Here is a 23,476-nt window from a genome sequence, read left to right as displayed (position 1 = left end):
CTCAGACGAGAGCGAGCACCGGACGCGGCGGCCCCCGCCGCCCGACGGAGTGCACGAGGAGCCGGGCACGGGAGGAGCGGGGCCGGTCGGCGGGCCGGCCGGCCCGCCGCGGCGCCGGACCCGCGGCCCGGAAGAAGGCCGCCACCAGGAGCAGCGGCCGGAACGCGAAGGACTCCACCGCGCGGAGCAGCCGGGCGAGCGCCCGCTCCCCGCCGCGCAGCCAGCAGGCCGCCGAGAGCCCCACGCCCACATGGGCCAGGAGCAGCAGCCACGGCAGCGCCGGGTCGGGGGAGTCGAGCAGGGCGGCGGCGCTCCCGCTCTCCGGGGTCACCACGCCGGGCAGCGGCGTGCCCACGGCGCCGCCGCAGAACACGTCCACGCCCACCGAGCGCAGCGAACCGGCGACCGGGCCGCCGGCGGGGCCGTAACAGACCGCCTGACCGCTGGTGAAGAGCGTGTCGGCGGCCAGTTCCAGCGGGACGAGGAGCCCGGCGATCGGGCCGAGGCCGCGCTCGCGGCCGGCCAGCGCGTACGCCACGGCGAAGACGCCGACCGCGACCGGGACGACCGTCCCGAGCGGCAGCGACACGCGGGAGAGCAGCACGTGGGACGCCACGGACAGCGTCACGACCAGTGCCGTGAAGAACGCCGCCCGCAGCGCCCTCAGCTGCGTCCCTGCCATGTCCATCGTCGTGGAGTGTCCCATGCCGACCCGTAAGAGGTCTCTAAGGACAAGCTGTGCGTCCTGCTAGAGCCCCGGGATCCGGCCGTTGCGGAACAGGTCCACGAAGATCTGGTGGTCCGCCCGCGCCCGCGCCCCGTAGGAGTGCGCGAAGTCGACCAGGAGCTGGGCGAAGCCCTCCTCGTCGGCGGCGATCGCCGCGTCGATGGCCCGCTCCGTCGAGAACGGGACCAGGGAGTGGCCGCTGGAGTCGTCCGCCGCCGCGTGCATCGTGGCCGTCGCCCGGCCCAGGTCGGCGACGGTGGCCGCGATCTCCCGCGGGTCGTCGATGTCCGACCAGTCCAGGTCCACCGCGTACGGCGACACCTCGGCGACCAGCTGGCCCGCCCCGTCCAGCTCCGTCCAGCCGAGCCACGGGTCGGCGTGCGCCTGCAGCGCCCGCTGCGAGATCACGGTGCGGTGGCCCTCGTGCTGGAAGTACTCCCGTACCGCCGCGTCCGTGACGTGCCGGGAGACCGCCGGGGTCTGCGCCTGCTTGAGGTAGATCACGACGTCGTTCTCCAGGGCGTCGCTGTTGCCCTCCAGGAGGATGTTGTACGAGGGGAGGCCGGCCGAGCCGATGCCGATCCCGCGCCGCCCGACGACGTCCTTCACCCGGTACGAGTCGGGGCGGGCCAGGCTCGACTCCGGCAGGGTCTCCAGGTAGCCGTCGAAGGCCGCGAGGACCTTGTACCGGGTGGCCGCGTCCAGCTCGATCGTGCCCGCGCCCGCCGAGAAGCGGCGCTCGAACTCGCGGATCTCGGTCATGGAGTCGAGCAGCCCGAAGCGGGTCAGTGCCCGGGCCTCGCGCAGGGCGCCGAGCAGCGCCCCGTCGGCGGTCTCCAGGGTGAAGGCGGGGACGTCGTCGCCCTTGGCGCCGGTCGCGAGGGCGTGTATCCGCTCCCGGTACGCGCCCGCGTAGATCCGGACGAGCTCGGTGATCTGCTCGTCGCTGAGCGCCTTGGCGTAGCCGATGAGGGCGAGGGAGGCGGAAAGCCGCTTCAGGTCCCAGGTGAAGGGGCCGACGTAGGCCTCGTCGAAGTCGTTGACGTTGAAGACGAGGCGTCCGTTGGCGTCCATGTACGTGCCGAAGTTCTCGGCGTGGAGATCGCCGTGGATCCAGACCCGGCCGGTCTGCTCGTCCAGGTACGGGCCGCCGTGGGTCTCCCGCTCCAGGTCGGAGTAGAACAGGCAGGCCGTGCCCCGGTAGAAGGCGAAGGCGGAGCCGGCCATCTTCCGGAACTTGACGCGGAAGGCCGCGGGGTCGGCGGCGAGGAGCTCGCCGAAGGCGGTGTCGAAGACGGCGAGGATGTGCTCACCGCGCTCGGCTGCGGTGGGCTGCGGGACCGACATCGAGGGTGCCTCCTGGTGCAAGACTGCTTATGACAAATGGGACAGGTGTTCCCGGTCCTCCAACGCGCGACCGTACTCCTGAGTGCCCGCGTTCTGTCAGTCGGCCGACGTAGACTTCCACGCTGTCCCCCCAGAAATTCATCGGGGGCCTGGGGGTCGCTCCCCAGAGGACCACAGCATCGTCGGAGGCATCCCCACTGTGACCAGGCCGCCCTTCACGCACCTCCACGTCCACACCCAGTACTCGCTGCTGGACGGTGCCGCGCGGCTGAAGGACATGTTCAACGCGTGCAACGAGATGGGCATGACCCACATCGCCATGTCCGACCACGGCAACCTGCACGGGGCGTACGACTTCTTCCACAGCGCGAAGAAGGCCGGTGTGACGCCGATCATCGGCATCGAGGCGTACGTGGCGCCCGAGTCCCGGCGCAACAAGCGGAAGATCCAGTGGGGCCAGCCGCACCAGAAGCGGGACGACGTCTCCGGTTCCGGCGGTTACACCCACAAGACGATCTGGGCGGCCAACTCCACCGGACTCCACAACCTCTTCAAGCTCTCCTCCGACGCGTACGCCGAGGGCTGGCTGCAGAAGTGGCCCCGGATGGACAAGGAGACCATCTCCCAGTGGTCCGAGGGCCTGATCGCCTCCACCGGCTGCCCCTCCGGCGAGCTGCAGACCCGCCTCCGCCTCGGCCAGTTCGACGAGGCCCTGAAGTCCGCCTCCGAGTACCAGGACATCTTCGGCAAGGACCGGTACTTCCTGGAGCTGATGGACCACGGCATCGAGATCGAGCACCGGGTCCGCGACGGACTCCTGGAGATCGGCAAGAAGCTCGGCATCCCGCCGCTGGTCACCAACGACTCGCACTACACGTACGCGCACGAGGCCACCGCCCACGACGCCCTGCTGTGCATCCAGACCGGCAAGAACCTCTCGGACCCGGACCGCTTCAAGTTCGACGGCACCGGCTACTACCTGAAGTCCACGGACGAGATGTACGCCGTCGACTCCTCGGACGCCTGGCAGGAGGGCTGCCGCAACACCCTCCTGGTCGCGGAGCAGGTCGACACCACCGGCATGTTCGAGGCCAAGAACCTCATGCCGAAGTTCGACATCCCCGAGGGCTACACCGAGGTCTCCTGGTTCCGCGAGGAGACCATGCGCGGCATGCACCGCCGCTTCCCCGGGGGCATCCCCGAGGACCGGCTCAAGCAGGTCGAGTACGAGATGGACACCATCATCTCGATGGGCTTCCCCGGCTACTTCCTCGTCGTCGCCGACTTCATCATGTGGGCGAAGAAGCAGGGCATCGCCGTGGGCCCCGGCCGAGGCTCCGCGGCCGGCTCGATCGTCGCGTACGCCATGGGCATCACCGACCTCGACCCGATCCCGCACGGCCTGATCTTCGAGCGCTTCCTCAACCCCGAGCGCATCTCGATGCCCGATGTCGACATCGACTTCGACGAGCGTCGGCGCGTCGAGGTGATCCGGTACGTGACGGAGAAGTACGGCGCCGACAAGGTCGCCATGATCGGCACGTACGGAAAGATCAAGGCGAAGAACGCCATCAAGGACTCCGCGCGCGTCCTCGGCTACCCGTACGCCATGGGCGACCGGCTCACCAAGGCCATGCCCGCCGACGTCCTCGGCAAGGGCATCGACCTCAACGGCATCACCGACCCCTCGCACCCGCGCTACAGCGAGGCCGGCGAGATCCGCGCGATGTACGAGAACGAGCCGGACGTCAAGAAGGTCATCGACACCGCCAAGGGCGTCGAGGGCCTGGTCCGCCAGATGGGCGTGCACGCCGCCGGCGTGATCATGTCCAGCGAGCCCATCGTCGACCACGCCCCGATCTGGGTGCGGCACACCGACGGCGTCACCATCACGCAGTGGGACTACCCGAGCTGCGAGTCGCTCGGCCTGCTGAAGATGGACTTCCTCGGCCTGCGCAACCTCACGATCATGGACGACGCCGTCAAGATGGTGAAGTCCAACAAGGGGATCGACATCGATCTCCTGGCGCTGCCGCTCGACGACCCCAAGACCTTCGAACTGCTCCAGCGCGGTGACACCCTCGGCGTCTTCCAGTTCGACGGCGGCCCCATGCGCTCGCTGCTGCGGCTGATGAAGCCCGACAACTTCGAAGACATCTCCGCCGTGTCCGCCCTGTACCGGCCGGGCCCGATGGGCATGAACTCGCACACGAACTACGCCCTGCGCAAGAACGGCCAGCAGGAGATCACCCCGATCCACCCCGAGCTGGAGAAGCCGCTCGAAGAGGTGCTCGCGGTCACCTACGGCCTCATCGTGTACCAGGAGCAGGTGCAGAAGGCCGCCCAGATCATCGCCGGCTACTCGCTCGGCGAGGCCGACATCCTCCGCCGCGTCATGGGCAAGAAGAAGCCCGAGGAGCTGGCGAAGAACTTCACCATCTTCCAGGCCGGAGCCAAGAAGAACGGCTACAGCGACGAGGCCATCCAGGCCCTCTGGGACGTCCTGGTCCCCTTCGCCGGCTACGCCTTCAACAAGGCGCACTCCGCCGCGTACGGCCTGGTCTCCTACTGGACCGCCTACCTCAAGGCCAACCACCCCGCCGAGTACATGGCGGGACTGCTCACCTCGGTCAAGGACGACAAGGACAAGTCCGCGGTCTACCTCAACGAGTGCCGCCGCATGGGCATCAAGGTCCTGCCGCCCAACGTGAACGAGTCCGAGTCGAACTTCGCCGCCCAGGGCGACGACGTGATCCTCTTCGGCCTCTCCGCCATCCGGAACGTCGGCACCAACGTCGTCGAGTCGATCATCAAGACGCGCAAGGCCAAGGGGAAGTACTCCTCCTTCCCCGACTTCCTCGACAAGGTCGAGGCCGTCGTCTGCAACAAGCGGACCGTCGAGTCGCTGATCAAGGCCGGCGCCTTCGACGAGATGGGCCACACCCGCAAGGGCCTGGTCGCCCACCACGAACCCATGATCGACAACGTGGTGGCGGTCAAGCGCAAGGAGGCCGAGGGGCAGTTCGACCTCTTCGGCGGGATGGGCGACGAGGCGAGCGACGAGCCCGGCTTCGGCCTGGACGTCGAGTTCTCCGACGTCGAGTGGGAGAAGTCGTACCTGCTCGCCCAGGAGCGCGAGATGCTCGGCCTCTACGTCTCCGACCACCCGCTCTTCGGCATCGAGCACGTCCTGTCCGACAAGACGGACGCGTCGATCTCCCAGCTGACCGGCGGCGAGCACGGCGACGGCGCGGTCGTCACCATCGGCGGCATCATCTCCGGCCTCCAGCGCAAGATGACCAAGCAGGGCAACGCCTGGGCGATCGCCACCGTCGAGGACCTGGCCGGCTCCATCGAGTGCATGTTCTTCCCGGCCACGTACCAGCTGGTCTCCACCCAGCTGGTCGAGGACACGGTCGTCTTCGTCAAGGGACGGCTCGACAAGCGCGAGGACGTGCCCCGCCTCGTCGCCATGGAGCTGATGGTCCCCGACCTGTCGAACGCCGGGACCAACGCGCCGGTGGTCCTCACCATCCCGACGGTGAAGGTGACCCCGCCGATGGTCAGCAGGCTCGGCGAGATCCTCAAGCACCACAAGGGCAACACCGAGGTGCGGATCAAGCTCCAGGGCCCCCGCACCACCACCGTGCTGCGGCTCGACCGGCACCGGGTGACCGCCGATCCGGCGCTCTTCGGCGACCTGAAGGTGCTGCTCGGCCCGTCCTGCCTGGCCGGCTGACCCGGTTCCACAACCGTGCCGGGGCTTTAACCGCGCCGGCCTTCACGAACCGCACCGGCCTTCACGCACGCGCAAGGGGCGCGCCCGTCGTCACGGGCGCGCCCCTTTGCCGTGCAGTCCGGTCGCGTCAGTTGTGACCGAAGCGCTTCTGGCGACCCTTGCGGGCCATGTCACCGGGGGTGACCTGGCTCGCGCGCTGCTCGGCCTGCGACTCCATCGCCGACTGCTGCGCCTGCTGCTGACCGCGCTCGGCCGGCGACTGCTGCTTCTGACTGCGGTTCTGGTTGCGGTTCTTGGCCATGGGGATGCCTCCTCAAAGGGACTAGGGGCCAGGGCCGCTGTCAGACTCACATACGGCACGAACCGCCGCATGTTGGATCATTACGGAGCGTAGAGGTCGAGCGGGCGTGACACTCGCCACGCCGATGATCCAGTTCCGGACGTCAAGCACCTGGCCGTCGGGCAGACTCGAAGGAACCCGAAGCACCCTTTCGAACCCGAGGCTCCCGAAAGAGGGTGGAACACGTGGACCGCTGCGTCGTCCTGGTGGACGCCGGCTACCTGCTGGGCGCCGCCGCCAGTCTCCTCGCCGGGGAACCGGCCCGCTCCAGGATCACCGTCGACCACGCCGGCCTGATCCAGCAGTTGCGGCAGCGCGCCGAGGCCGAGACCGGGCTGCCCCTCCTGCGGATCTACTGGTTCGACGGCGCGCCCGACCGGGTGCCCCAGCCCGAGCACCGCAGGCTGCGCGTGATGCCCCGGGTCACCGTCCGGCTCGGCGCCCTGACCAGGAGCGACGGACGCTGGGCGCAGAAGGGCGTCGACGCGGCCATGCACACCGAGCTGACCGAGCTCGCCCGGAACAGGGCCTGCTCCGACATCGTGCTCGTCACCGGCGACGGCGACCTGCTGCCCGGCCTCATGTCGGCCAAGGAGCACGGCGTCGCCGTCCACCTGTGGGCCGTCCAGGCCGCCGACGGCGACTACAACCAGTCCGAGGACCTCGTCGCCGAGGCCGACGAACGGCGGGTCCTCGACCGGGCCTGGATCACCCGCGCCGTCCGCGCCAAGGACCTCACCGGCATCTGCGCCCCGCCGCCCGCCCCGCGCCCCGAGATCGCCGCCATCCTCTCCGCGCCGCTGCCCGAGACGGCCCTCGCCGCCTCCGCCGAACGGGCCGCCGAGGCGGCCGCCGCCGTGGCCCCCGCCGACGCGAACGGCGACGGCGGCCACGACCACCTGCACACCAACGGTCACGTCCGCACCAACGGTCACGCGGGCGACGACGCGCACGCCCACGGCGCGGGCGTCCCCTCCCCGGCGACGGGCAAGGGCGTCCCCACCCCCAAGGACCTCGCGGGACTGCGCGGACCCGGCACCCAGGCCACCCCCGTCCCGCAGGGCGCGAGCGCGCTCCGCTGGTCCTCCGACCGGGGCTGGATCGAGCGCCCCGCCCCCGCCTTCGGCGAACCGGCCGAGACCGCCACCCTGCCCACCCTCGCCACGCTCACCAGCGCGGAGCAGCGCTGGGCCGACCGCGAGGAGGACATCACGACCGTCGGCGGCGACCCCTTCGAGGTCGGACAGGTGTTCGCCCGCCGCTGGATGGAACGGCTCCCCGAGCAGAGCCACGTCCAGAAGCTCTCCACCCTCTACCCGCGCATCCCGCACCGCATCGACGGAGAACTCCTCCGCTACGCCGCCCGTTTCGGACTTCTCGCCCACAAGGACGACCAGATCGACGAGCACGACCGGTACGCGATCCGGGCCGGATTCTGGCGCGAGATCGACGTCCGGACCGCCGCCGAACACGCCCCCGCGCCCGGAGCGGGCCCGGCGACCCCGTAATCTCTTTCTCCGTGAGTACGGTGTGCGTGGTGCGGGATCTGGTCAAGACGTACCCCGCCACGCGCGGCCGGCGCGGCGCGCCCGCGACCCCCGAGGTGCGGGCCACCGACGGGATCAGCCTCGACGTGCGCGGCGGCGAGATCTTCGGCCTGCTCGGCCCCAACGGTGCCGGCAAGTCCACCCTCGTCCGCCAGCTCACCGGCCTCATGCGCCCCGACTCCGGCACCGTCGAACTCCTCGGCCACGACCTCGTGCGCCACCCCGAGCGGGCGGCCCGGCTCCTCGCCTACCTCGGCCAGGAGTCCACCGCCCTCGACGAGCTGACCGTCTCCCTCGCCGCCGAGACCACCGGACGGCTCCGCGGCCTCACCGCCCACGACGCCCGCGCCGAGCGCGACGCCGTCCTGGACGAGCTCGGCCTCGGCGAGATCGCCGGCCGTCCCCTCAAGAAGCTCTCCGGCGGACAGCGGCGCCTCGCCTGCTTCGCCGCCGCGCTCGTCGGCCGCAGGCCCGTCCTCGTCCTCGACGAACCCACCACCGGCATGGACCCCGTCGCCCGGCGCGCCGTCTGGGCCGCCGTCGACCGGCGCCGCGCCGAACACGGCACCACCGTGCTCCTCGTCACCCACAACGTCATCGAGGCCGAGACCGTCCTCGACCGGGTCGCCGTCATCGACCGCGGCCGGGTCATCGCCTGCGACACCCCCGCCGGACTCAAGGAACGGGTCGCCGGCGAGGTCCGCGTCGAGCTGGTGTGGCGCGACGCGCCGCCGCTCCACCTGCCCGAGGTCGCCGCCCTCCGCGGCCTCGCCCAGGAGACCGGACGCCGCTGGAACCTCCGGCTCGCCCCCGACGAGGCCCGCGCGGCCGTCGCCACCGTCACCGGCGGGGCCGCGTTCGCCGCGCTCGACGACTTCACCCTGGCCACGCCCAGCCTGGAGGACGTGTACCTCGCCCTGGGCGGCGCGACCGAAGGACTGGTGAAGGCGTGACCCCGGACCGACCGCACGTGACCTTCAGGAGCCGTACGCAGTGAGCACCCTGCCCGCCGAGGTCCTGCCGACCGGCGCGCTCCCCGCCGCGAGCCGGGACGCGGACGACGGCGCCGCGCCCCTCGCCCCCCGCGCCCGGGTCCTCCCGGCCCTGGCCGCCGTCTACCGCGCGCAGCTCTCCCGCGCCCGCGTGGCCCGCATCCCGCTGCTCTTCGTCGCCACCTTCCAGTCGATCGGGATCATGGTCCTGATGCGCGGGGTCGTCGACGGCGGCTCCGAGGCGCGCGCCGTCGTGGCCGGCTCCACCGTCCTCGTCGTCGCCTTCGTCGCGCTCAACCTGCTCGCCCAGTACTTCGGGCAGCTGCGGGCCGGCGGCGGCCTCGACCACTACGCCACCCTGCCCGTGCCGCCCGCCGCCGTCGTGCTCGGCGCGGCCGGGGCGTACGCCTCCTTCACCGTGCCCGGGACCGCCGTCACCGCCGTCGCCGGCTCCGTCCTCTTCGGGCTGCCGCTCGGCCACCTGTGGATCCTCGCCGCCGTCGTCCCGCTCGCCGGGGCGGCGCTCGCCGGGCTCGGCGCGGCCCTCGGGCTCCTCGCACCCCGCCAGGAGCTGGCCACCCTCCTGGGCCAGCTCGGCATGTCGGCGGCCCTGCTCCTCGGGGTCCTCCCCGCCGAGCGGCTGCCGGGGCCGATCGGCTGGGCGCGGGACCTGCTGCCGTCCACGTACGGCGTGGAGGCCCTGGCCCGCACCTTCGACCCGCATCCCGACTGGGCGGCCGTCGCCGTCGACCTCGCCGTGTGCGGGGCGGTCGGCGTCGTCTCGCTCGCCGTCGCGACCTGGGCCTACCGGCGGGCCGCCGTCCGCTGAGGCGGGCCACAGGGACACCTGGCACGATGGCGGGGTGACCGCACCTCTGACTCCGCCTCACCAGCCGCCGCACGATCCCGACCGGCCCCCGCCGCCCCCGCCGCCGGCGGGCCCGGCCGGGGACCCGATCACGGCGGCCGAGGTCGTACAGGGCCTGCTGGTGACCCTCGTCTCCGCGCTCGCGGGGGCGCTGCTCGGAGTGCTGTGGCTGAACCTGGCCCCGCGCGTCCTGCTCATCTCGGACGGCAAGGGCGTCTACCTCCGGAACTCGGAGGGGGAGCAGGCGATCGGCGCCGACGGAACGTTCGTCCTCCTCGCCCTTGCCTTCGGCGCGGTCGCCGCGCTCGTCGTCTTCCTGCTGCGCCGCAAGGGCGGCGTCCCGCTCGTCCTCGGCCTGGCGCTCGGCGGCGGCCTGGGCTCGCTGCTCGCCTGGTGGATCGGGACGAGCTTCGGCCCCACCGACGACGTGGTCGCCCACGCGAAGGCGGTCGGCCCCAACGTCACCTTCGAGGCGCCGCTCGAACTGAACCTGGCGGCCGCCGCGATGCTGGCCTGGCCGCTCGCCGCCATGATCGTGCACCTCGCGCTGACGGCCGTCTTCGGACCGCGCGACCCGGAACCGGAGCACTGGGGACAGCCGAAGCCGTACACGCAGGGCCCGGGCACCCACTGACGACCCGGCAAGGCCGCGCCCAGGGCCCGTCCCTCGGATCGTGCCGGGCTCGCGGAGCCTGATCCGGAAGACGGGCCCTGGCGTCAGGCGCGGCCGATCGGGGCCACGACCGCCGAGGTGAGGGCGGCCAGGTCCGCGGGGGAGAGCTCCACCTCCAGGCCGCGGCGGCCCGCCGAGATGCAGACGGTCGCGTGCTCCGAGGCCGAGGAGTCGAGGACGGTACGGAGCCGCTTGCGCTGGCCCAGCGGGGAGATGCCGCCCCGGACGTACCCCGTGGTGCGCTCCGCCGCCGCCGGGTCGGCCATCGCGGCCCGCTTCCCGCCGACCGCCGAGGCGAGGGCCTTCAGGTCCAGCTGGCCCGCCACCGGGACCACCGCGACCGTCAGCTCGCCGTCGACGTCCGCGACCAGCGTCTTGAACACCCGGTCGGGGGAGACGCCGAGGGCCTCCGCCGCCTCCTCGCCGTACGAGGGGGAGGCCGGGTCGTGCTCGTACGCGTGCAGGGTGAACGGGGTGCCGGCCGCCGCCAGGGCCACCGTCGCCGGAGTGCCCCCGCTGTTCTTCTTCTGCTTCTTCGCCACGCGCTCTTCCTCGACTCGGTCGGCTCGGTCCGTCCGGCCGGGGCCGGGGCGGTTCGGTTACGTCGGGGGCCCGCTCAGTTCGGGTACGTCGGGGCCTTCGTCAGGTCCACCGCCGGCAGCGACGGCAGATGCCGCAGCACCGCGGTCTCCGCGCGCAGCAGCGTCAGCTCCTCGCGCAGCCGGGTCGCCGTGTCCGGCGCCTGGAGCAGCCGCTGCTTCGACGGGGTGTCGAGCACCGCCGCAGCCGCGACCAGGTACGAGACCACGGAGGGCTCGTCCGGCAGCTCACTCGTCGTCAGCGAACGCTCCCGGGCCCCCGCGAGGCGCTTCTGATAGCTGCGGAAGGCCCGCAGCACGCCCTCGGCGAGCGTGCCCGCCTCCTCGCCCTGCTCCTCGGGGATCTCCTCGACCTCGGCCGTCAGGAACGGCCCGCTCGCGTCGACCGACAGCAGCTTCACCCGGGTCGTCCCGGTGGCCATCACCTCGAAGCTGCCGTTGGCGCGCTCCCGGATCGACGCCGCGTCGGCGATGCAGCCCACCCGGTGGAAGGACTGGATGGGATCGGAGCCGAAGCCCGCCGCCGGGCCCTTCTCCGGCAGCGCCGTCTGGTCCGGCATGCCCGGAGCCGTCGGCGCGACCTCGCGGCCGTCGCGGATGGCGACGACGGCGAAGCGGCGCGGCTCCGAGGCGTCGATCGTGAGCAGCTCGCGCATCATGGCGCGATAACGCTCCTCGAAGACGTTCAGCGGCAGCACGAGGCCGGGGAACAGCACCGCGTTGAGCGGGAAGAGAGGCAGGCGAGCGGTGGTCACAGCCGCCAAGCCTAATGGCCGACGGGCCCGCCCCGTCCGGCCCTTCCGGGACCGGTGCCCCTCAGCGGTGTCCGACCCCGGTCCGCCGGACGGGCCCCAGCGGTGTCCGGCGGGCCAGTTCGCCCCGTACCCGGTCCCGCGCGGCCAGGAACCGGAGAAGGGGATCCGCAGGGGCGGCACCCCGCGCGGCACCCCAGGGGAACGAGGTCGCGTACGGGCCGATCCGCCCGAACTCCCCCCACGCCTCCTCCCAGCGCGCCCGCTCCACGAGCACGTACGCGAGCAGGTTGCGGACCTCGGCCGGCCACGGGTCGCCCGCCGGGAACGCCGCCGACAGGGCCAGGGCGCGGGCCACCGCCCGGTCGACCCTGGCGATGGGCACGAACCTGTCGGGACCCGTCGGCGCCCGGAGCACGTCGTACGCCGCGCGGACCGGCAGCGCCCCGACGAGCGAGCCCGGGGCGGCGTCGTCGGCGGCCTGCTCGGCGAAGTCGAACGCGGCGCGGTGCGAGCCGTACCACTGCGCGGAGAGGTACTTCAGGGCGGCGACGTGGCAGCCGTAGTGGTGCGGGGAGCGGCGCACGGCCTGCTCCCACAGCGACTCGAACACCCCGGGCCCGGCGTGCGTCCCGCGCGCGTGGTCCAGGGCGAGGCGCCACGGCACCGGATCGTGCGGAGCCTCCCCGGCGATCTCCTGGACCAGCGGGGCGAGCTCGCGCAGCCGCTCGGCCCGCGCCGGGGACTCCCAGGCCCTGCGGACGGCGAGCTGCGCCGTGACGAGGAGGGCGTCGGGATCCCGGGACGCGGCGGAGACCCACCGGGTGAGCCAGTCGCCCCTGTTGTACGCGAAGGTGGCGAGCCGGGTGACGTACCGGTCGCGGTCCTCCCACTCGCCGGCGTCCCGGGTGGTGGCGAGCAGCTTCGCCGCGGGCTCCGGATCGCCGAGGGCGGCGGCGACCAGGGCCGGGGCGAGCCGCTCGTCCGGGGCGTCGAGCAGCACGGCGTCGTCCGGCACGAGCGCCGCGGCGAGCCGTGGTGCGTGCCGGGCCGAGCGGAGGGTGCCGACCAGGGCGCGGAGCATGGACATGGTGCTGTGCATTGTCTCTCGGTCCGGCCCGCCGCGGCAGCCGCATCACCAGGTCGCGACAGCACCCTCACCCGGCGGTGACAGCACTCTCACCCCTTCTGCGGGAGCACGGCCCACACCCTCTCCGCGGGAGCACCGCCCGCACCCTCTCTGCGGGAGCACGGACCTCACCCCTTCTGCGGGAGCACCGCCCTCACCCCCTCCGCAGCAGTCGGGTCGCACCCGCCGCCACCGTCGTCGCCAGGATCCAGCCGAGGAGGATCAGCACCGCCGCCACCCACTGCCAGATGCCCTCGAGTCGCCAGTAGCCGTCCTGGCCCAGGGTGATCACGGGCAGCAGCAGGTCGAGCGCGTACAGCGTGCCGTTCCACTCGGGTCCCTCGTCCGCCTTCATCGGTATCGGGCGGTAGTGGGAGAAGACCACCGTGCCCGCCGCCCACAGCACGGCCATCCACAGCGCCGCCCGGCCCGGCCGGTAGCCGTACGCCACGGTCCAGTCCTGGAGGTACCCCCACAGCTTCCCCGCGATCGGCAGGGTCTCCCGTCTGCGCCGCTGCTTGGCGAGCAGCACCTCGCGGGCGTCGGCGTCCTCCCCGCTGTTCCGCAGGACCGTCGCGAGCCGCTCGTACGGCTCGGGGGCGTACTCCGGGGTCGCCGCCGCCACCCACTCCAGGCGCCGGGCCAGCGGGAAGTGCCCGTACGGCACGAGGTTCTCGTAGACGAAGCCGCCCATCGCGAGCCCGCCGGGCCCCGGCCAGCTGGTCGACAGGTCGATGAGGGTGATGACCTTCGCGCCGTTGAGCACCACCCGCCCCTCCTCCGGGCGCTCGCCGTTGAACCGCAGCTCCGGGGTGACGATCCGGCGCAGCGACAGCTCGTCCCGCCGCGCGCCGTTCAGCAGGAAGCGGGCGCTGTGCAGGTCCACCGCGTCACCGAACCGGCCGTCGTCGAGCCGCACCCCGCCGTGGCACTCCACCGGCTTGCGGCGGGTGCCCTGGGCGGGCGTCACCCCGTACGGCGGGGTGGCCGTCGTGTGCCCCGCCCGGCCCGAGCCCGCCGTCCCCTCGTACACCCAGGCAGCGTTCAGATAGAGCGAGCGCTCCACCGTCAGCTGCGGGGCGTTCAGCGCGCGGCGGCCCTGCGCGCCGCGCAGCACGCTGCCCCGCAGGCTGAGCGAGACCCCCACCTTCGCCCCGCGCAGGCTCAGCTCGCCGTGGGCCTCGATCAGCTCGGCCTGGAGGTCCTGGGCGACCACCATCCCGTCCGCCGTGATCGCCCGCCCCCGCCGGTCCGGCCACACCTGGATCTGGTTGAGCAGCAGGTCCGTGCCGATCTGGGCGTCCGTCAGCCGGATGCCCCGGCGCACCCGGCAGCGCGGCAGGTGCAGGTCCCCCTCCGTGTGCAGCCGAGCCGCCTCCAGGCGCGGCAGCGCGCACTCGACCATCCGCAGCGTGCCGAACCGGGCCTCGGGCAGCACCACCTCGCCGTCGAACCGGCAGCCCTGCAGCTCCACGTACGGCCCTATCGTCCCGCCCGCCAGGTTCAGCACGCCGGTGATCCTGACCCCGCGCAGCTTCAGCGCGGCCACCCGCCCGGACCGCGCCGGCGGCCCGTCGAGCAGCAGCAGCGCCACCACGTCGGCGCGGACACTCCGCTCCTCTCCCCACTCCCGTCCCCCGAAGGGGTCGTCCCGCTCCGCGGTCCCCTCCGTCAGATCACAGGTCCTGCCGATCCGGAACGCCCGCCACATGGCCCGCTCCGGGCCCGTGAGACCGTCCGGCATCCCGTCCTCGTGCGGCTCGGTCACTGCCGCCCCCTCGCTCTCCCCGATGCGCTCCCACGATTCCGCTTCCCGGGACTCGTGGATTCGTACAGTCGTTCTTCCCGCAGTGTGACGGGCTGAACGCTAACGGTCAGGAGTGGCGAGGAGACGCCACCGTGGCGTGTATCAGCCAGTGATAGCCATGTATCAGCTGCTGATACGGGCGACCGGCGTTGTAGGCCGTCTGCGAGAATTGACCCGTGATCTCTCGAATCGATCTGCGCGGTGAGACCCTCCCCGAGGGTTCCGCCCTGCGCGACCTGCTGCCCCGTGCCGAGTTCGACGTGGAAGCCGCCCTGGAGAAGGTGCGGCCGATCTGCGAGGACGTCCGGCATCATGGCGCGGCGGCAGTGATCGACTACGGGGAGAAATTCGACGGCGTCCGCGTCCCGAGCCTGCGCGTCCCCGCCGAGGCGATCGCTCGCGCCCTCGACGAGCTCGACCCGCCCGTCCGTGCCGCCCTCGAGGAGTCCATCCGGCGCGCCCGCATGGTCCACCGCGAGCAGCGCCGCACCACCCACACCACCCAGGTCGTCCCCGGCGGCACGGTCACCGAGAAGTGGATCCCCGTCGAGCGCGTCGGCCTGTACGTGCCGGGCGGCCGCTCCGTCTACCCGTCCTCCGTCGTGATGAACGTCGTCCCTGCCCAGGAGGCCGGCGTCGAGGGGGTGGCCGTCTCCTCCCCGCCGCAGAAGGAGTTCGGCGGCCTTCCGCACCCGACGATCCTCGCCGCCTGCGCCCTCCTCGGCGTCGACGAGGTCTACGCCGCCGGCGGCGCCCAGGCCATCGCCATGTTCGCGTACGGCACGGAAGGCACCGCCGACGAGCCCGGCTGCGCCCCCGTCAACCTGGTCACCGGCCCCGGCAACATCTACGTGGCCGCCGCCAAGCGCCTCCTCAAGGGCCGCATCGGCATCGACGCCGAGGCCGGCCCGACGGAGATCGCGATCCTCGCGGACTCCACCGCCGACCCCGTGCACGTCGCCGCCGACCTCATCAGCCAGGCCGAGCACGACCCGATGGCCGCCTCCGTCCTCGTCACCGACTCGGACGAGCTGGCCGCCGCCACCGAGGCCGAGCTGAAGACCCAGGTCGCCGCCTCCAAGCACGTCGACGACCGGATCGTCCCGGCCCTCGCCGGCAGGCAGTCCGCGATCGTCCTCGTCCACGACCTCGCCGACGGCCTCAAGGTCGTCGACGCGTACGGCGCCGAGCACCTGGAGATCCAGACCGCCGACGCCGCCGCCGTCGCCGACCGCGTCCGCAACGCGGGCGCGATCTTCGTCGGCCCCTGGGCGCCGGTCTCGCTCGGCGACTACTGCGCCGGCTCCAACCACGTCCTGCCCACCGGCGGCTGCGCCTGCCACTCCTCGGGCCTGTCCGTGCAGTCCTTCCTGCGCGGCGTGCACATCGTGGACTACACGCGCGACGCCCTCGCCGACGTCGCCCACCACGTCGTCACCCTCGCCGAGGCCGAGGACCTGCCCGCCCACGGCGCCGCGATCAAGGCCCGGTTCGGATGGAAGGTCCCCGAGAGCAAGTGACCGAGAACGGCATCATCCAGATCGACGACCTGCCCGTCCGGGACGAGCTGCGCGGCAAGTCGCCCTACGGCGCGCCCCAGCTCGACGTCCCCGTCCAGCTGAACACCAACGAGAACCCCTACCCGCTGCCCGAGCCCCTGGTGGCCCGGATCGCGGAGCGGGTCGCCGAGGCCGCCCGCGGCCTCAACCGCTACCCCGACCGGGACGCGATCGAGCTCCGCACCGAGCTCGCCGCCTACCTCACCCGGACCGGCGGGCACCGCGTCGGCGTCGAGAACGTCTGGGCGGCCAACGGCTCCAACGAGGTCCTCCAGCAGCTGCTGCAGACCTTCGGCGGCCCCGGCCGTACCGCGATCGGCTTCGAGCCCTCGTACTCGATGCACGCGCTGATCGCCCGCGGCACCGGCACCGGCTGGATCTCGGGACCGCGCAACGAGGACTTCACGATCGACGTCGAGGCGGCCGTCCAGGCCATCGCCGAGAACGCGCCGGACGTCGTCTTCATCACCTCGCCCAACAACCCCACCGGCACGGCCGTGAGCGCGGGCACCGTCCTCGCCCTGTACGAGGCGGCCCAGGCGGCCAAGCCCTCCATGGTCGTCGTGGACGAGGCGTACGTGGAGTTCAGCCACCGCGACTCGCTGCTGCCCCTCATCGAGGGCCGCCCGAACCTGGTGGTCTCCCGGACCATGTCCAAGGCCTTCGGCGCCGCCGGACTCCGCCTCGGCTACCTCGCCGCCCACCCGGCCGTCGTCGACGCCGTCCAGCTGGTCCGCCTGCCGTACCACCTCTCGGCCGTCACCCAGGCCACCGCGCTCGCCGCCCTGGAGCACACCGACACCCTCCTTGGGTACGTCGAGCAGCTCAAGGCCGAGCGCGACCGCCTCGTCACCGAGCTGCGCGCCCTCGGCTGCGAGGTCACCGACTCCGACGCCAACTTCGTGCAGTTCGGGAAGTTCCCCGACGCGCACGAGGCCTGGCAGTCGATCCTCGACCGGGGCGTCCTGGTCCGGGACAACGGCGTACCGGGATGGCTGCGGGTCACCGCCGGCACCCCCGAAGAGAACGACGCGTTCCTCGACGCGGTCCGTGAACTGATGAAGGAGCAGAAGCGATGAGCCGCGTAGGCCGCGTTGAGCGCACCACCAAGGAGACCTCCGTCGTCGTCGAGATCGACCTCGACGGCACCGGAAAGGTCGACGTGTCGACCGGGGTCGGCTTCTACGACCACATGCTCGACCAGCTCGGCCGGCACGGACTCTTCGACCTGACCGTCAAGACCGACGGCGACCTGCACATCGACTCGCACCACACCATCGAGGACACCGCCCTCGCGCTCGGCGCCGCCTTCAAGCAGGCCCTCGGCGACAAGGTCGGCATCTACCGCTTCGGCAACTGCACCGTCCCGCTGGACGAGTCGCTCGCCCAGGTCACCGTCGACCTCTCCGGCCGCCCGTACCTCGTGCACACCGAGCCCGAGAACATGGCGCCGATGATCGGCTCGTACGACACGACGATGACCCGGCACATCCTGGAGTCCTTCGTCGCCCAGGCGCAGATCGCCCTGCACGTCCACGTGCCGTACGGGCGCAACGCCCACCACATCGTGGAGTGCCAGTTCAAGGCCCTCGCCCGCGCGCTGCGCTACGCCTCCGAACGGGACCCGCGCGCCGCCGGAATCCTTCCCTCCACGAAGGGCGCGCTGTAACCGTGACGGGCCTCTCCACCATCCTGATCCTCGTCGGGCTCTTCCTGCTCGGCGGCATCTACTCCTTCGTCAAACAGCAGATGCCCAAGGGCCTCATCGTGCTCCTCTCCATCGGCGCCGCGATGTGTCTCTCCGCCGGCGTGCTGCGTCTGGACGTGTGGTCATGAGCACGAGTTCTCCCAAGAAGGTCGTCGTCTTCGACTACGGCTTCGGCAACGTGCGCTCCGCCGAGCGCGCGCTCGCCCGGGTCGGCGCCGACGTCGAGATCACCCGCGACTACGACAGGGCCATGAACGCCGACGGGCTCCTCGTCCCCGGCGTCGGCGCCTTCTCCGCCTGCATGCAGGGCCTCAAGGAGGCCCGCGGCGACTGGATCATCGGCCGCCGGCTCTCCGGCGGCCGCCCGGTCATGGGCATCTGCGTCGGCATGCAGATCCTCTTCGCCCAGGGCATCGAGCACGGCGTGGAGACCGAGGGCCTCGACGAGTGGCCCGGTACGGTCGAGCCGCTGAACGCCCCCGTCGTCCCCCACATGGGCTGGAACACCGTCGACGCCCCCGCCGGCACCCAGCTCTTCGCGGGGCTCGACGCCGACGCCCGGTACTACTTCGTGCACTCCTACGCGGTGCGCGAGTGGACCCTGGAGATCGGCAACCCCAACATCCGCGCCCCCAAGGTCAGCTGGGCCACCCACGGCGAGCCCTTCGTCGCGGCGGTCGAGAACGGCGCCCTCTGGGCGACCCAGTTCCACCCCGAGAAGTCCGGCGACGCCGGCGCCCAGCTCCTCACCAACTGGATCGGAACCCTGTGAGCACTCTCGAACTCCTCCCCGCCGTCGACGTCCGCGACGGCCAGGCCGTCCGCCTCGTCCACGGCGAGTCCGGCAGCGAGACCTCCTACGGCTCTCCGCTCGAGGCCGCCCTGGCCTGGCAGCGCGCCGGCGCCGAGTGGCTCCACCTCGTCGACCTGGACGCCGCCTTCGGCACCGGCGACAACCGTGACCTGGTCCGTCAGGTCACCGAGGCCATGGACATCAAGGTCGAGCTCTCCGGCGGCATCCGCGACGACGCCTCGCTCGCCGCCGCCCTCGCCACCGGCTGCACCCGGGTCAACCTCGGCACCGCCGCCCTGGAGACCCCCGAGTGGGTCGCCAAGGTCATCGCCCAGTACGGCGACAAGATCGCCGTCGGCCTCGACGTGCGCGGCACGACCCTGCGCGGCCGCGGCTGGACCCGCGACGGCGGCGACCTGTACGAGACGCTGGCCCGCCTCGACTCCGAGGGCTGCTCCCGGTACGTCGTCACCGACATCGCCAAGGACGGCACCCTCCAGGGCCCCAACCTGGAGCTCCTGAAGAACGTCTGCGCGGCCACCGACAAGCCCGTCATCGCCTCCGGCGGCGTGTCCTCCCTGGACGACCTGCGGGCCCTGTCCGGCCTGGTCCCGCTGGGCGTCGAGGGCGCGATCATCGGCAAGGCGCTGTACGCCAAGGCGTTCACCCTCGAAGAGGCGCTCGCGGCGGTGGCGTCGTGACCTCCGAGGTCCGCAAGGTCGTCACCGGCGCTCCCTGGGAGGAGCAGTTCGGCTACTCCCGCGCGGTCGAGCTCCCGAACGGCACGGTCCTGGTCTCCGGCTGTACGTCGGTGGTCGGCGGAGCGATCGCCGACGGCGGCCCGTACGAACAGGCCATCAACTCCTTCAACGTGGCCTTCGACGCCCTGAAGCAGCTGGACCTCGGCCCCGAGGACGTCGTCCGCACCCGGATGTACATCACCCACGCCCGGGACGTGGACGAGGTCGGCCGCGCCCACAAGGAGCTGTTCGACGCCGTCCGTCCCGCCGCTTCCATGATCATCGTCTCCGGCTTCGTCGACCCGCGACTGGTCGTCGAGGTCGAGATCGAGGCCTACAGGGGAGATGCCGCATGAGCCTCGCCGTACGCGTGATTCCCTGCCTGGACGTGGACAACGGCCGGGTCGTCAAGGGCGTCAACTTCCAGAACCTGCGCGACGCGGGCGACCCCGTCGAGATGGCCAAGCTGTACGACGCCGAGGGCGCCGACGAGCTGACCTTCCTCGACATCACCGCCTCCTCCGGCAACCGGGAGACCACCTACGACGTGGTGCGCCGCACCGCCGAGCAGGTCTTCATCCCGCTCACGGTCGGCGGCGGCGTCCGCTCGGCCGAGGACGTCGACAAGCTGCTGCGGGCCGGTGCCGACAAGGTGGGCGTCAACACCGCCGCCATCGCGCGCCCCGAGCTGATCCAGGAGATCGCGGAGCGCTTCGGCCGCCAGGTCCTCGTCCTGTCGGTCGACGCCCGCCGTACCTCCACCGGCTCCTTCGAGGTGACGACGCACGGCGGCCGCAAGGGCACCGGCATCGACGCCGTCGAGTGGGCGCACCGGGCCGCCGAGCTCGGCGCGGGGGAGATCCTGCTCAACTCGATGGACGCCGACGGCACGAAGGACGGCTACGACACCGAGATGATCGCGGCCGTGCGCAAGCACGTGACGGTCCCGGTGATCGCCTCCGGCGGCGCCGGCAAGCTCGCCGACTTCCCGCCGGCCGTCGCGGCGGGCGCGGACGCGGTGCTCGCGGCCTCCGTCTTCCACTTCGGCGACCTGCGGATCTCGCAGGTCAAGGAGACGCTGCGGGAAGCCGGTCACCCGGTTCGCTGAGTCGTCGTTCCGCTTGTGGGAAGGGCCCCTTCGGGGGCCCTTCTTCTTGCCCGGATGTGCAGGATCAGTTGCGCAATTTTTGTTGTGCAAGTTTTCTTTCGCATCTAAGGTCGGTGTCATGACCTCGTCGGAGAACCGCCGGATCACCGATCTCGGCACCCTCAAAGCCATCTCGCACCCGCTGCGGATGCGCCTCTACCGCGCCCTCTTCGTGGCCCGTACCGCCACCGCGTCCCAGCTCGCCGAGCAGGTCGACGAAGCCGTCTCCCTCGTCAGCTACCACCTGCGCAAGCTCGCCGAGCACGGCCTCATCGAGGAGGCCGAGAACCGGTCGACGGACGGACGCGAGCGCTGGTGGCAGCCGAGCTCGTACGGTTTCAGCGTCCACGACGAAGACCTCCGCGACGCTCCCGAACTCGCCGCCGCGAGCGTCGCCTTCGGCCGTACGGTCGACGAGCAGCGCAAGCAGATGTACGCCCGCTTCCTCGACGAGCGGCACACCTGGTCCGACGAGTGGCGCGCCGCCTCGATCAGCTCCGAATGGCTGCCGCGCCTCACCGCCGCCGAACTCGCCGCCCTCGGCAAGGAACTCGACGCGCTCCTCGAGAAGTACGACCAGCGGGCCCGCGCCGCCGAGGAAGCCGGCGACACCGAGGGCCGCGAGAACGTCGCCGTCCACCTCCACGGCTTCCCCTACAGGGGATGAGATGACCACCCTCGCGAGCACCCCCGACACCACGGCGGCCCCCGCCCACCGCAGCCCCCAGGTCCTGCGCTGGCTCGGCGCCTACACCGCCTCCACCCTCGGCGACAGCGTCTTCTACCTCGCCCTCTCCTGGACCGCCGTGAGCAGCGGCACCCCCGCCCAGGCCGGGCTCGTCATGGCCGTCTCCGCCGTGCCCCGCGCGCTGCTCCTGCTCGTCGGGGGAGCGATCGCCGACCGCCTCGGCCCGCGCCGGGTCGTCATCGCCTCAGACACCGTCCGCGCCCTGGTCGTCCTCGGCCTGGCCGCGACCCTCTTCCTCGCCTCGCCCGGCCTGTGGGCGCTCGCCGCCGTCGCCCTCGTCTTCGGCGTCGTCGACGCCGTCTTCCTGCCCGCCGTCGGCGCCCTGCCGCCCCGCATCGCCGAACGCGACCAGCTCGCCCGCGTCCAGGGGATGCGCGGTCTCTCGTACCGCCTCGGCGCCGTCCTCGGTGCCCCGCTGGGCGGCCTCGCCGTCGCCCTCGGCGGCTCCGCCACCGCCTTCGGCGTCGCCGGGATCCTCTTCGCGCTCTCCCTGCCCCTGCTCGGCGCGCTCAAGCTCCGCCCGCTGCCGCAGGAGGACGAGGCGTCCGACCGCACCGCCCTGCGCGACCTCGCCGACGGCCTGCGCTATCTCCGCGGCCACAAGGCGCTCGGCCCGCTGATGATCGTCGTCCTGCTCGCCGACCTCGGCTTCGCGGGCCCCCTCAACGTCGGCCTCGCGGTCCTCTCCGACCAGCGCGGCTGGGGCGCCTCCGGCATCGGCTGGGTCCTCGCCGGCTTCGGCATCGGCGCCGGCGGCGCCTCCCTGCTCCTGACCGTCAAGGGCTGCATACCCCGGGCCGGGGTCGTCATGGGCTGGACCATGGTGCTCGGAGCCGTATCGATCGGCGCCCTCGCCTACGTCCCCCAGCTGCCCCTCGCCGCCCTCGTCGCGGTCTCCATCGGCCTGCTCGCAGGGCTCTCCGGAGCCCTGTGCAACGCCCTCGTCCAGACCGAGTGCGACCCCGCCTACCTCGGCCGGGTGAGCGCCGTCTCCAGCCTCGGCAGCCTCGGCATCGCCCCGCTGAGCTTCCCGGTCACCGGCGCGGCCATCGGCCTCTGGGGCCCCGGCCCGGTCTTCGTCGTCAGCGCGGCGGTCTGCGCCCTGTCCGGCGTGTACGCCCTCGTGGTCCCGGCCCTCCGCCGCGCCGAACTGCCCCGCTAGCTCAGATCCCCAGCTGCTTCGTCTCCCGCAGCCGCTCGATCGCCTCCGGCTCGCCCTCCAGGGCCACCTTCGCCGAGTCCTGGCGGCCGTACAGGTACATCATCAGCTCGCCCGGCTCCCCGGAGGCCGTCACCACCGGGGTGCCGCGGTGGGCGACCGCCGTCTGGCCGTTCGGACGGCGCAGCACCAGGCCCACCGGGGCCTTGCGGCCGAGCAGCCGGGCCGTCCGCTCCAGGCGGGACCAGAGGGCGTCCGCGAAGACCGGGTCGAGCTCCCGCGCCGACCAGTCGGGCTGGGCACGGCGTACGTCCTCCGCGTGGACGTAGAACTCGACGACGTTCGCCCCCTCGTCCACCTGCTTGATGGTGAACGGCGAGAACTTCGGCGGACCCGTACGGATGAGCCGGATCAGCTCCTCGTACGGCTTGTCGGCGAACTCCGCCGTCACCCGGTCCATCCGCTCCTTGAGCGCCGGTACGACCGCACCCGCCGCCGCGTCCGGACGCCGCTCCCGCACCACCACATGGGCCGCGAGGTCCCGGGTCCGCCAGCCCTCGCAGAGCGTGGGTGCGTCGGGGCCCGCCGCCTCCAACAGATCGGCGAGCAGAAGCCGTTCACGTTTCGCATGGGTCGACATGCCCGCCAGCGTACGACCGGGGGCTCCGGTCCGCCCAGTGGACGCCCCGCCGGACACCGCTCCGGATCGCGGCACAATGGCGCCATGACCAGCACGCCCCGGACCCCCAGCGACCTCGACCCGGCCATCGCCGCCCGCCTCAAGCGCAGCGCCGACGGGCTCGTCCCCGCCATCGCCCAGCAGTACGACACCGGTGAGGTGCTGATGCTCGGCTGGATGGACGACGAGGCCCTCCACCGCACCCTCACCACCGGCCGCTGCACCTACTGGTCCCGCAGCCGGAACGAGTACTGGGTCAAGGGCGACACCTCCGGGCACGTCCAGCACGTCAAGTCCGTCGCCCTCGACTGCGACGCCGACACCCTCCTCGTCAAGGTCGACCAGGTCGGAGCCGCCTGCCACACCGGCACCCGCACCTGCTTCGACACCGACGTGCTCCCCGTCTCCCAGTAAGGTCCGGTG

The 23,476-nt window shown here is 72.2% G+C and carries 24 protein-coding genes; 16 read left to right on the top strand and 8 right to left on the bottom strand.

Annotated features, from left to right (window positions below; all coding sequences use genetic code 11):
• Position 1: 1 nt before the first annotated feature.
• A complete protein-coding gene (locus SVTN_RS10025) occupies positions 2-688 on the bottom strand; it encodes a hypothetical protein (RefSeq protein WP_041133749.1) in 687 nt (228 codons plus the stop codon).
• Positions 689-748: 60 nt separating this feature from the next.
• The gene (locus SVTN_RS10020) at positions 749-2,074 is read right to left on the bottom strand and encodes a DUF2252 domain-containing protein (RefSeq protein WP_041128764.1); all 1,326 of its coding nucleotides are present in this window, start codon (positions 2,072-2,074) and stop codon (positions 749-751) included.
• Between the two features lie 199 nt (positions 2,075-2,273).
• On the opposite strand from SVTN_RS10020, the gene dnaE reads away from it, so the two are divergent.
• Positions 2,274-5,813, top strand: a complete 3,540-nt coding sequence (gene dnaE / locus SVTN_RS10015) for a DNA polymerase III subunit alpha (RefSeq protein ID WP_041128763.1) — start codon at positions 2,274-2,276, stop codon at positions 5,811-5,813.
• A 127-nt stretch (positions 5,814-5,940) separates the two neighbouring features.
• On the opposite strand, the gene SVTN_RS44770 is transcribed toward dnaE, so the two are convergent.
• A complete protein-coding gene (locus SVTN_RS44770; protein ID WP_167352201.1) occupies positions 5,941-6,114 on the bottom strand; it encodes a hypothetical protein in 174 nt (57 codons plus the stop codon).
• A gap of 215 nt (positions 6,115-6,329) precedes the next feature.
• Here SVTN_RS44770 and SVTN_RS10010 point away from each other — a divergent pair, with 215 nt between their 5' ends.
• The 4 genes from SVTN_RS10010 to SVTN_RS09995 are packed head-to-tail and all read left to right on the top strand — an operon-like array spanning position 6,330 to position 10,194.
• Positions 6,330-7,661, top strand: coding sequence for an NYN domain-containing protein (locus SVTN_RS10010; protein WP_041128762.1), 1,332 nt, complete (start codon positions 6,330-6,332; stop codon positions 7,659-7,661).
• 20 nt (positions 7,662-7,681) lie between these two features.
• Positions 7,682-8,653 (top strand): ABC transporter ATP-binding protein, encoded by a 972-nt coding sequence (locus tag SVTN_RS10005; RefSeq protein ID WP_174518324.1) that lies wholly within the window; start codon positions 7,682-7,684, stop codon positions 8,651-8,653.
• Positions 8,654-8,693: 40 nt separating this feature from the next.
• Positions 8,694-9,521 carry an ABC transporter permease gene (locus SVTN_RS10000; RefSeq protein ID WP_041128760.1) on the top strand — a complete coding sequence of 276 codons (828 nt, stop codon included), beginning with the start codon at positions 8,694-8,696 and terminating at the stop codon, positions 9,519-9,521.
• A gap of 34 nt (positions 9,522-9,555) precedes the next feature.
• Entirely contained in the window at positions 9,556-10,194 is a 639-nt protein-coding gene (locus tag SVTN_RS09995) for a hypothetical protein (RefSeq protein ID WP_041128759.1), read from the top strand.
• A gap of 83 nt (positions 10,195-10,277) precedes the next feature.
• Here the strand turns inward: SVTN_RS09995 and ybaK are convergent, their stop codons facing one another.
• From ybaK to SVTN_RS09975, 4 genes are all read right to left on the bottom strand, one after another.
• Positions 10,278-10,775: a Cys-tRNA(Pro) deacylase gene (gene ybaK, locus SVTN_RS09990; protein WP_041128758.1), complete on the bottom strand. Its 498-nt coding sequence runs from the start codon at positions 10,773-10,775 to the stop codon at positions 10,278-10,280.
• Between the two features lie 74 nt (positions 10,776-10,849).
• Positions 10,850-11,587, bottom strand: coding sequence for an LON peptidase substrate-binding domain-containing protein (locus SVTN_RS09985; RefSeq protein WP_041128757.1), 738 nt, complete (start codon positions 11,585-11,587; stop codon positions 10,850-10,852).
• 61 nt (positions 11,588-11,648) lie between these two features.
• Positions 11,649-12,686 (bottom strand): hypothetical protein, encoded by a 1,038-nt coding sequence (locus tag SVTN_RS09980; RefSeq protein ID WP_041128756.1) that lies wholly within the window; start codon positions 12,684-12,686, stop codon positions 11,649-11,651.
• Positions 12,687-12,867: 181 nt separating this feature from the next.
• Positions 12,868-14,481, bottom strand: a complete 1,614-nt coding sequence (locus tag SVTN_RS09975) for a hypothetical protein (protein ID WP_041128755.1) — start codon at positions 14,479-14,481, stop codon at positions 12,868-12,870.
• Between the two features lie 215 nt (positions 14,482-14,696).
• On the opposite strand from SVTN_RS09975, the gene hisD reads away from it, so the two are divergent.
• The 10 genes from hisD (at position 14,697) to SVTN_RS09925 (ending at position 22,377) form a co-directional block, all read left to right on the top strand.
• The gene (gene hisD, locus SVTN_RS09970) at positions 14,697-16,040 is read left to right on the top strand and encodes a histidinol dehydrogenase (RefSeq protein WP_041128754.1); all 1,344 of its coding nucleotides are present in this window, start codon (positions 14,697-14,699) and stop codon (positions 16,038-16,040) included.
• An 11-nt stretch (positions 16,041-16,051) separates the two neighbouring features.
• Positions 16,052-17,158: a histidinol-phosphate transaminase gene (locus SVTN_RS09965; protein ID WP_041133748.1), complete on the top strand. Its 1,107-nt coding sequence runs from the start codon at positions 16,052-16,054 to the stop codon at positions 17,156-17,158.
• Positions 17,155-17,748, top strand: a complete 594-nt coding sequence (gene hisB / locus SVTN_RS09960) for an imidazoleglycerol-phosphate dehydratase HisB (RefSeq protein WP_030492957.1) — start codon at positions 17,155-17,157, stop codon at positions 17,746-17,748. The genes SVTN_RS09965 and hisB overlap by 4 nt, the downstream gene beginning before the upstream one ends.
• A 2-nt stretch (positions 17,749-17,750) precedes the next feature.
• On the top strand, positions 17,751-17,915 hold the full coding sequence (locus SVTN_RS44765) for a hypothetical protein (protein ID WP_041128753.1): 165 nt from the start codon (positions 17,751-17,753) through the stop codon (positions 17,913-17,915).
• Positions 17,912-18,559: an imidazole glycerol phosphate synthase subunit HisH gene (gene hisH, locus SVTN_RS09950; protein ID WP_041128752.1), complete on the top strand. Its 648-nt coding sequence runs from the start codon at positions 17,912-17,914 to the stop codon at positions 18,557-18,559. Before SVTN_RS44765 ends, hisH begins: the two co-directional genes overlap by 4 nt.
• Positions 18,556-19,281, top strand: a complete 726-nt coding sequence (priA, locus tag SVTN_RS09945) for a bifunctional 1-(5-phosphoribosyl)-5-((5-phosphoribosylamino)methylideneamino)imidazole-4-carboxamide isomerase/phosphoribosylanthranilate isomerase PriA (protein WP_041128751.1) — start codon at positions 18,556-18,558, stop codon at positions 19,279-19,281. Before hisH ends, priA begins: the two co-directional genes overlap by 4 nt.
• Positions 19,278-19,676: a RidA family protein gene (locus tag SVTN_RS09940; protein ID WP_041128750.1), complete on the top strand. Its 399-nt coding sequence runs from the start codon at positions 19,278-19,280 to the stop codon at positions 19,674-19,676. The genes priA and SVTN_RS09940 overlap by 4 nt, the downstream gene beginning before the upstream one ends.
• Positions 19,673-20,428 carry an imidazole glycerol phosphate synthase subunit HisF gene (gene hisF, locus SVTN_RS09935; protein ID WP_041128749.1) on the top strand — a complete coding sequence of 252 codons (756 nt, stop codon included), beginning with the start codon at positions 19,673-19,675 and terminating at the stop codon, positions 20,426-20,428. Before SVTN_RS09940 ends, hisF begins: the two co-directional genes overlap by 4 nt.
• 118 nt (positions 20,429-20,546) lie before the next feature.
• A complete protein-coding gene (locus SVTN_RS09930) occupies positions 20,547-21,134 on the top strand; it encodes an ArsR/SmtB family transcription factor (RefSeq protein WP_041128748.1) in 588 nt (195 codons plus the stop codon).
• A gap of 1 nt (position 21,135) precedes the next feature.
• Complete coding sequence (locus tag SVTN_RS09925) at positions 21,136-22,377, top strand: MFS transporter (protein ID WP_041128747.1); 1,242 nt, start codon at positions 21,136-21,138, stop codon at positions 22,375-22,377.
• A gap of 1 nt (position 22,378) precedes the next feature.
• Here SVTN_RS09925 and SVTN_RS09920 read toward each other — a convergent pair whose 3' ends face one another.
• Entirely contained in the window at positions 22,379-23,014 is a 636-nt protein-coding gene (locus SVTN_RS09920; RefSeq protein WP_041128746.1) for a TIGR03085 family metal-binding protein, read from the bottom strand.
• A gap of 84 nt (positions 23,015-23,098) precedes the next feature.
• Here SVTN_RS09920 and hisI point away from each other — a divergent pair, with 84 nt between their 5' ends.
• Positions 23,099-23,467: a phosphoribosyl-AMP cyclohydrolase gene (hisI, locus tag SVTN_RS09915; RefSeq protein WP_041128745.1), complete on the top strand. Its 369-nt coding sequence runs from the start codon at positions 23,099-23,101 to the stop codon at positions 23,465-23,467.
• Positions 23,468-23,476: the final 9 nt, after the last annotated feature.

Source organism: Streptomyces vietnamensis (assembly GCF_000830005.1).
Classification (GTDB): Bacteria; Actinomycetota; Actinomycetes; order Streptomycetales; family Streptomycetaceae; genus Streptomyces; species Streptomyces vietnamensis.
Note: the sequence above shows the minus strand (reverse complement) of the source record. Positions and strands in the feature narration are given on the sequence as shown.

Coding starts and splice junctions, on each gene's coding strand:
- SVTN_RS10025 (WP_041133749.1), bottom strand. CDS start 688: ATGGACATGGCAGGGACGCAGCTGAGGGCGCTGCGGGCGGCGTTCTTC.
- SVTN_RS10020 (WP_041128764.1), bottom strand. CDS start 2,074: ATGTCGGTCCCGCAGCCCACCGCAGCCGAGCGCGGTGAGCACATCCTC.
- SVTN_RS44770 (WP_167352201.1), bottom strand. CDS start 6,114: ATGGCCAAGAACCGCAACCAGAACCGCAGTCAGAAGCAGCAGTCGCCG.
- SVTN_RS09980 (WP_041128756.1), bottom strand. CDS start 12,686: ATGCACAGCACCATGTCCATGCTCCGCGCCCTGGTCGGCACCCTCCGC.
- hisB (WP_030492957.1), top strand. CDS start 17,155: ATGAGCCGCGTAGGCCGCGTTGAGCGCACCACCAAGGAGACCTCCGTC.
- hisH (WP_041128752.1), top strand. CDS start 17,912: ATGAGCACGAGTTCTCCCAAGAAGGTCGTCGTCTTCGACTACGGCTTC.
- hisF (WP_041128749.1), top strand. CDS start 19,673: ATGAGCCTCGCCGTACGCGTGATTCCCTGCCTGGACGTGGACAACGGC.
- SVTN_RS09930 (WP_041128748.1), top strand. CDS start 20,547: ATGACCTCGTCGGAGAACCGCCGGATCACCGATCTCGGCACCCTCAAA.
- SVTN_RS09925 (WP_041128747.1), top strand. CDS start 21,136: ATGACCACCCTCGCGAGCACCCCCGACACCACGGCGGCCCCCGCCCAC.
- SVTN_RS09920 (WP_041128746.1), bottom strand. CDS start 23,014: ATGTCGACCCATGCGAAACGTGAACGGCTTCTGCTCGCCGATCTGTTG.
- hisI (WP_041128745.1), top strand. CDS start 23,099: ATGACCAGCACGCCCCGGACCCCCAGCGACCTCGACCCGGCCATCGCC.